Genomic DNA, 8,501 nt, shown 5'->3' with positions numbered 1-8,501 from the left:
GCACAGGTGCTCCGATATTGTCTATTATTCGGCAATATATTGAGCAGCAGAAAACGCCGGATTAAAACCTGAGCGGCTTCTCACGATGATCTCCGCCCTAAAGGACGGTTTTAGCCGCTGATCTTTTTTTGATAAAGAAAGTAATTATTTGCTCTTACATTTTTCTGTTACAAAAGGATTATCGTTTCCTTGCCGTTTTTTAATCAATTCATTGCGCAGACATTCATTCTCACTTGGAGGATACATTTTATTCCACGCTTCAAACAATTGTCTTTGCTGTCTTGCAAGAGTCAATCCTTCATAATGCGAAACCATATAAAGGTAAGCTCTGGCAATTAAGCCGCGCGATCTTTCAGGCGGCTGAGCACGCCGTCCTTTAAAATCGACCAACATCTCGCACTTACCGTATTGATAAGGCTTACCATTCCACAATTGAAAGCGGTAATTAGAGCGATCACCGTTAACCTCACCTACCGAAGGAAAAAGGTTGTGCAGATCTCCTTCCATTGCTTTAAATTCTTTACTGCTTTTAGAGCAATTTTTCCTTCCGCCTTGCTGCCAACATTTTAATTGATGCCCAAACTCCCAAGCGGGCATAATATGCTCAACCTCAACGCGTGCCGCACGTTTGGGCTGCTTACGCACGGTATATCCGCAAGACTTAAGATCAACAATAAAGCGATTGCGCTCAATATTAAGATCGCATCCGCAGTATACAGTTTTAGGATCTTCTAACTGCTTATAGATTGACGGCAAAATTTTTTTTGCCGCATTAAAAGAATCCATAGCCTGAACTGTTCCGCCGAACACGGCAAAACAACCAAGCGATAATGAACATAAAGAAATTAAAAAATTTAAGCGCACTTCTAAACAACAATAAAAATTAAAACGATTAAGCAAAAAGGATACCATGACTTTCTTATCTGCAAAAAATCATGGCTGATACAGCTATCTGTAAATTTTACTAAAATTTAACTTAATGATTCACTTGCCTTGAGATTTTCCTGTGTTACAGATTTAATTTTCATACTTAAACTCTTGCCGGTTACCCAAAACAGTACTGCTTCAATTGCAAGCGCAATATACAAAACGTAGTCAAGATTAAACCAATCATATACTCTGCCGCCGATTAAAGCAGCGAAAGCGACTGCAAGCTGAATTACAGCAACCGACAGTCCTCCTGCGCTTTCCGTCTTGTCAGGAATTACGTAAATAGCCCACAAAGACCAGGCAACCGGAATAAGTCCGAAGCCGAAAGCAAAGGCAAATAAAGGCAAAGCCATAAACAAAGAATTATTTAGAACCAACATTAATATGACGCACAAAATCATAAATACCGGCAGCAGTCGGAAAAAGCGCTTAAAGGCGTGAGAAAATAATTTTCCTGCGGCAATTGTTCCTGCAATATTTAAGCCTGCGTAAAGCAGCATGGCAAAAGTTAAAAACTCATCCGTAAAATGCAGTTTTTCTTCAAAGAAGAGTCTTATATAAGTAAAAATTACGTGATACCCCATATAACTTAAAAACGTACCTAAAAGGCCGAAAAATACTATCTTGGTCGAAATCAGTTCCTTTATCACCTTTATTCCCGTACTTTGCTTTGGCAGTAATGAAGGCAAAGTCAAAAACAAAGCAATAAAAGTAAACGCACTTACGATTGCCACTAAAATAAAAATAGTCCGCCAAGATATATAAAGCGACAAACAGCTGGCGCACGGCAACGCGATAATCGTCGCTATCGAAACCCCTGAAAGCATCGTGCTGAACCCTTGAGCCAATTTCCCGGGTACGATAAGTCTTTGAACCAAAGCGTTGGATAAAGACCAGAAACCGCCGACACTGATTCCCAAGAGAGCCCGCCCTAAAAACAAACTGAACACATTAAAAGCAAAGGCAATAATCAAATTAGATACGACTAAAATTGCCAACAATAAAAGCAATAAAGTTCTGCGATCCTGATTTTTAAAAAGTGAAGATAAAAACAAACTTGAAAAAAACGAAACTATGCCTACGGCAGTTACGGTTTGGCCTGCCGTTCCTTTTGAAATCTCAAGATCTTCAGCGATGATTGATAATAGGCTTACCGGAATGAATTCAGAAGCTATAAGACAGGTTACTCCCAAACACAAGGTAATGAGTACCGGACTTAGCGCGTTTTGCGGTGAACTTTTAATGATTGCCTGCATTTTTACCCTTTATATTTAAAACACGAAAAAGCCGGATCGCTCCGACCTTGTTTTTCCTAATTAGAGAAAATCAAAAATTAATTAAAAGCCGTGTTAAAGAAATCGGCTATCTTATCAAACGGGATCTTCGAGGTATCGTCATACAAATCAACGTGATTTGCCCCTTTAACGATATAAAGTTCTTTAGGCTCTCCCGCTCTCTTATAAGCATCCTCGCTAAATTCCCTTGAATGGGCGCTGTCACCGGTTATAAAAAGCATCGGACGCGGAGAAATTGTCTCAATATCCTCAAAAGGATAGAAATTAATGAATTTAACATGGGAAGTTAAAGTCGGATGGGTGGTAGTACTTTCATCTACACCTTCAGGAGTGAATTCACCGCGCTCAGTGCGATAGAAATTGTAAAATTCTTTTTCAATATCCGATGACTTATCATTAATCTCATGCGGTGTTCCTGAAGTATATAAAGGATTGCCGCCTGCAAACTCAACATATCTTTGCTCTGCGGCCTGAGCTAAAAGCGCATCTCTTTGTTCTTTGGTAAATGAATTGTTAAGTCCGTGACGTACTGCATTACCCATATTGTACATGCTGGCGGTAGCTACGGCCTTAATACGAGGATCAATCTTGGCTGCTGAAATTGCAAAAGATCCTGAACCGCAAATACCCAAAACGCCGATTTTATCGCGATCAACAAAATCTGAACTGCCTAAAAAATCAACAGCTGCTGAAAAATCCTCAGCATAAACGTCGGGCAATACGGCATTACGCGGCTGACCTTCTGACTCTCCCCAAAAACTTAAATCAATAGCTAAAGTAACAAATCCTTTTTCTGCAAGCTTTTGTGCATAAAGATTTGAGCCCTGCTCTTTAACCGCACCCATCGGATGTCCGATAATAACGGCCGGATATTTAACCCCTTTTTTGTAATCTTTGGGCAGGTAAAGATTACCGCCTACTTTCATTTTATATAAATTATTAAAGCTCACTTTTTGTAAAGAAACACTCTCACTTTTATAAAAGTTGTCAGGACCTTCTGCAGCACTGACCCCCAAAGCCAAAGATAATGCCGAGCATAAGGCTAAAGCTTTAAAAACTTTTTTCATATCAATCCCCATTTATACCTTTTGTGAATAAATTAAATTTTTTATGTGATTTAAGTATGAATTAGTGTTAATCTATAATCAAATACTATATTTTTATGCTTTTTCATGCCTATAAAGCATTGTTTATAATTTCACTTTTATAGATAAAAAATTATGGATATCAGAGTATTACGCTATTTTGTTGCCGTCGTTGAAACTAAAAGCGTCACTGCTGCAGCTGAAGCTTTACACATTACCCAGCCTACTTTGTCTCGCCAATTTAAAGAACTTGAAGATGAGCTTGGTAAAAAACTCTTTGAACGCGGCAGCAGGCACATTACTCTTACCGAAGCAGGGGAACTTTTCTACCGCAGAGCATTAATGATTCTTGAACTTTTCAATAACACCAAAGAAGAAATTACTGCTAAAAATGATGAAATAAGCGGAACTATCAGCATCGCCATGGGCGAATCGCCTGTTTTAAACTTTCTTGCCAAAAATCTTACTGAATTTAAACAAAAATATTCTAAAGTTAAATTTAATATCGTAAGCTGCAACGACGATACCATGCGTTATTTGCTGAAAACCGAAAATTGTGATTTTGGCGTCGCCATTTCCGCAAGTGAAATCGGTCTTAACGAGTACTCATATCTGACGCTGCCGCTAAAAAATTCCTGGGGAGTACTCACTCGTCCTGAAAGCCCTTTATATGATAAAGAATATATTACCCCCAGTGATTTAAAAGGGATTCCGCTGCTGTTCTCTACTCAATCGCTTAAAAATGAGGAGTTCCGCTCCTGGCTTAATGCCCCTACATCAAAACTTAATATAGTTTGTACTTATAATTTGCCGCAAAACGCTTATATGCTTGCCGAAGCAAATCTTGCCGACATGGTATGTCTTAAAGACTGCATGAACTTAAAACAAAATTCTCAAATGAAATTCATACCGCTAAAACCGGCACTTGAAGCTTCGGGCTTTTTAGTATGGAAAGAACAAAGAACACCAAGTAAAGCTGCGGTAAAACTTGTTGAACATCTAAGAAATGTTTTAAATAAAGAGTAAACCCCGTAAGTTTAAAAGCAAATCTTTGATTTAAAATTTATCAGAAAAAATAAAGTCTTCCGCAAAGAAAATCTTTGCAAAAGAGCATATTTAGTTCTTTTTCAAAATTAAAACGGATTTAAGGCTTAAAGAAAGGATACAGCATCTGAGTCACCGCCAAACAGAATATATACGATCAAAATAATGGAAAAAAGAGTGACAAAAACAGGTTTATTACGCATAGTTTTTTCTTAATTTATTAGATAGGTTAAATCAAAGAGATTAAATGATATCCGTTAAGCTTTTCAAAAAACGGGACCGAGCTTAAACTTTAAGTAAAAAAATCAATAAGATCCACACAACAGACAGTGTCTGTTGCCTCCTTATGAAATAGAAAAACATTTGAAGACAATTAATTAATGATCTTTTCTTTATGAAAGTTACCGGCCAGTTAAATATAGTTAGAGTTTTCTTTAAATTTTCAAGAAAACGAAACATCATAGACAAAATCTTAGGTACTGCTTAAAACTTTAATAACCGTCTCTTTTGCTTTTCATACTCATATGGTTCGTCTTACCGCAAAACACTGTAACAAAATGCCACAATTTACTGTAACAAAACACCGCAAAACGTTGTAATTGGAAAGCTAGCTAGGCGTAAATATCTATTAATATTAATAAGTTAAAAGAAAAATTATTGTTCATAAAAAGCATCTATAAATCTTCTATCAAAATAAAAAAATACAATAAAGATAAAGGGAACAACATATAAAAAGCCATGACCGACTTAAAAAATTTTTTACTTATCTATTCAACTTCAAAGCGTTTTTTCTTATGCTGCATAACTATCAGATTAAATTGAATGGTGATTTTTAATGCTGCATAACGGAATTTACGATCGTTTACTGACGATTGCAGATCAAAATGATATTAAAGAAGAAAAAATTACAATCAAAGAAACTAAATCTGTTAAAGCAGATCCTGAGGGAATCTCATCAATTGTTAATTTTATTAAAAACATTTTAAGATCATATATTAATGAACATGAAGATGATAAAAATCTACTGCCAACTCTATACAAAATACTTAACCAAACGGTAAGGGAATTACCATCTTCTACCATTAGCGATCCTGTCAATCCTCTCACTATCTTACAAGAAATAAGAAAAAATGAATTAATTCCAACATATCCAAGACCGACCCTTCCCTTAAACATCAATCAAATTTTTACTGGCGTAAATGGAGAAATCCCTTTTATCAATGAAATTAAAGCAGAGATTAGAAGTGCCGATAATATCTGCTTTTTCATATCATTTATAAAATATTACGGTTTCCTGCAAATTGAAAGAGATCTTAAAGACTTTTTAGAAAGAGGCGGAAATCTGACAATCTTAACTTCAACGTATATTGGTGCAACAGAATCACGCGCATTAGAAGAGTTTTCCAAGCTTAAAAATACTCATATAAAAATATGTTACAACAGTAAAAAAGTTCGCATGCATGCTAAAGCTTTTATCTTCAAACGAAATAACGGCTGCGGTTCTGCTTACGTAGGTTCTTCTAATCTATCACGATCCGCGCTTAATTCCGGACTTGAATGGAATATTAAGATTTCTGAACTTTACGACTTCTTTTTATATCAAAAAGTCCTAAATTCTTTTGATTTTTTCTTAAATTCTCCAGATTTTGAGGAGTTTAGCGGAAAAGTAGAAGAAATAGAAAAATTAAGACACGCTCTTCAGGAAGAAAAAAATCCAAAAAATAATATTACAAATACGCAAAATACAACTTTTTTTAATATCAAACCATATGATTATCAGCAAGAAATTTTAGATAAGCTAGCTATCCAAAGAACACTTTATAACCGCAATAAAAATCTAATAGTTGCGGCGACAGGAACAGGAAAGACGGTTATTGCTGCATTTGACTACCTGCGTTTTAAGCAACAACAAGATAAAAACAAACAGACCTCGCGTCTTCTTTTTGTTGCGCATAGAAAAGAAATTCTTGAACAGGCATTACAAACATTTAGATATATTTTAAGAAATCCAAATTTTGGAGAAATATGCTGTTCGGGTGAAAAACCAATTTCACGAGAGAATCTATTTATTACCATCCAATCCTTAGATGTAAGAAACATTTGTACAGTCAATGGTGGCGCTAATTTTTATGATTTTATTATCGTTGACGAGGCACATCATGGCGGCGCTGAAAGTTATCAAGATTTATTTAAATATTTAAAGCCAAAAATTCTTCTTGGCCTTACTGCTACGCCAGAGAGAAACGATGATCGCCAAATTTTCCAATACTTTGATGACGGAATAACGGCTTCTATCAGGTTACCGCAAGCTCTAGAAAAAGGTCTTCTCTGCCCATTTGCTTATTTTGGCATCAGCGACACTGTTGATTTAAGCTCTATAGCCATGAAAAATGGCGAATATGACACAAAGCAACTTGAAAAAGTATTTGTTGACGACTCTAAAAGCGCATTCTATAGAGCAGACAATATATTAAAAACACTTTTACATTATGTTGATAATATCGAAAAAACAAAAGCTTTAGGTTTTTGTGTAAATATAAAGCATGCCCAATACATGGCTAACTTTTTTAACCAAAATAGCGATGTTAAAGCATTAGCCTTAAATTCGCGCAGCAGTTCACAAGAACGTGCCAATGCCCAAAAAGAGCTAATTGATGGAAAAATTTCTATCATCTTTACAGTCGATCTTTACAATGAAGGTGTAGATATTCCCCAAGTAAATACTGTCCTCTTTTTACGCCCTACAAATTCTTTAACCATATTTTTGCAGCAATTAGGCCGTGGACTGCGTTTATATCCTGGAAAAGATCATCTAGTTGTATTGGACTTTATTGCAAAAGCAGCTCGCAATTTTAATTACAGCTCGCGTTTTCAAGCTCTTCTTAATAAAGGAACGAAAAGCCTGCAAGACGAAATTAAAGACGGTTTTATTAATCTACCACCAAATTGCTTTATTGAGCTTCAAAAAGAGGCCATGAAGAACGTTTTAGACAACATAAAATCTGCCCAAAATACTAATAAAAATCTTACAACCAAAATAATGCAGCTTAGAGATCAGATTGAAAAAGTTCCTTCTTTACAAGAATTTATAGAGTATTATCAACTAGATTTAGGTGATATATACAACAATAATCGTAGTTTTAGCTCATTGCTAACTAACGCATTAATCATCAAAGAAGATTTTTATACCAACTCAAAACAAGGCTTTCAATTCTTCCAAAAGATAAGTCACATAAATAGTCAGCGTTTTTTATCTTTTATTAAAGAATCTCTTTTAGAAGAACAAATTGATATCACCAATCAATTTTTTAAAATGCTATTTATAAGTTATTACAGGGATGAAAAGAATGGAGATATTGAAGCCTTTAAGAGATTTTTGTTTAGTAAAAACATCAAAGATGAACTACAACAGTTAATTGTAGTCTTAGAAAATAATATTGATGTACCTTTAAAACCACTTACTACTAACAGCCCTCTTGATCTTTACGGAACTTATACAAGAGATCAATTATTGAGTGCTCTTGACTACGATAACCCTACTACACAGGTCAAAGGTCATTTTTACGACAAAAAAAATAACATCAACATCTTAATGGTGACATTACATAAGAATCTTAATGAGTACAGCGAAAACACCCTTTATGAAGACTATGCCATCGATAACCAAACCTTCCACTGGCAAACGTCAAATAATGTAAAAATAGAATCTAAAGAGGGACAACGTTTAATCAACTCTAAAAACAATATGTTGCTATTCGTTCGTGATAAAAAATACAATAAGAATAAAACTCTAGCTCCATATGCTTGTCTTGGATTTGCAACTCCTATCTCATATGAAGGAGAATCTCCAATCAACTTTAAGTTAAAACTTCAAAATGAAATTCCTGCTAAATATTTAAGTAAAAGTATTCTATACAATTAGTCTTTTTGAAAACAACCTTGAAATTTTAGATAGTGCCTTTCCTCTCAAATATTCCAGACACTGTCTGGAATTTCTTTTTATGAAAGCAACAAAAATTAAGCCCCGACTTACATCCTTTAAAATGTAAATCAGGGCCTTTTATGAAAAAAGTTAAAAACTAACTATTCCCACTCAATATTTATAAAAGTATTTATAATTTATCTTATTGATATTAAACGTTTTTAT

The 8,501-nt window shown here is 35.0% G+C and carries 5 protein-coding genes; 2 read left to right on the top strand and 3 right to left on the bottom strand.

Annotated features, from left to right (window positions below; genetic code table 11):
* Positions 1-144: 144 nt before the first annotated feature.
* The 3 genes from QZ019_RS08015 to QZ019_RS08005 all read right to left on the bottom strand — a co-directional run bounded on the left by QZ019_RS08015 (position 145) and on the right by QZ019_RS08005 (position 3,292).
* Positions 145-786 (bottom strand): endonuclease, encoded by a 642-nt coding sequence (locus QZ019_RS08015; protein WP_249084941.1) that lies wholly within the window; start codon positions 784-786, stop codon positions 145-147.
* Between the two features lie 185 nt (positions 787-971).
* Positions 972-2,186, bottom strand: a complete 1,215-nt coding sequence (locus QZ019_RS08010) for an MFS transporter (protein WP_295483990.1) — start codon at positions 2,184-2,186, stop codon at positions 972-974.
* Positions 2,187-2,263: 77 nt separating this feature from the next.
* The gene (locus QZ019_RS08005) at positions 2,264-3,292 is read right to left on the bottom strand and encodes an alpha/beta hydrolase (RefSeq protein ID WP_295483989.1); all 1,029 of its coding nucleotides are present in this window, start codon (positions 3,290-3,292) and stop codon (positions 2,264-2,266) included.
* A 153-nt stretch (positions 3,293-3,445) separates the two neighbouring features.
* Between QZ019_RS08005 and QZ019_RS08000 the strand changes: the two genes are divergently transcribed.
* Together QZ019_RS08000 and QZ019_RS07995 are read left to right on the top strand one after the other, a co-directional pair.
* On the top strand, positions 3,446-4,336 hold the full coding sequence (locus QZ019_RS08000; RefSeq protein WP_295483987.1) for a LysR family transcriptional regulator: 891 nt from the start codon (positions 3,446-3,448) through the stop codon (positions 4,334-4,336).
* An 853-nt stretch (positions 4,337-5,189) separates the two neighbouring features.
* Positions 5,190-8,276, top strand: a complete 3,087-nt coding sequence (locus tag QZ019_RS07995) for a DUF3427 domain-containing protein (protein WP_295483985.1) — start codon at positions 5,190-5,192, stop codon at positions 8,274-8,276.
* Positions 8,277-8,501: the final 225 nt, after the last annotated feature.

The organism is uncultured Succinatimonas sp. (genome assembly GCF_905203285.1).
Lineage (GTDB): Bacteria > Pseudomonadota > Gammaproteobacteria > Enterobacterales > Succinivibrionaceae > Succinatimonas.
Note: the sequence above shows the minus strand (reverse complement) of the source record. Positions and strands in the feature narration are given on the sequence as shown.

Coding starts and splice junctions, on each gene's coding strand:
- QZ019_RS08015 (WP_249084941.1), bottom strand. CDS start 786: ATGGATTCTTTTAATGCGGCAAAAAAAATTTTGCCGTCAATCTATAAG.
- QZ019_RS08000 (WP_295483987.1), top strand. CDS start 3,446: ATGGATATCAGAGTATTACGCTATTTTGTTGCCGTCGTTGAAACTAAA.
- QZ019_RS08010 (WP_295483990.1), bottom strand. CDS start 2,186: ATGCAGGCAATCATTAAAAGTTCACCGCAAAACGCGCTAAGTCCGGTA.
- QZ019_RS08005 (WP_295483989.1), bottom strand. CDS start 3,292: ATGAAAAAAGTTTTTAAAGCTTTAGCCTTATGCTCGGCATTATCTTTG.
- QZ019_RS07995 (WP_295483985.1), top strand. CDS start 5,190: ATGCTGCATAACGGAATTTACGATCGTTTACTGACGATTGCAGATCAA.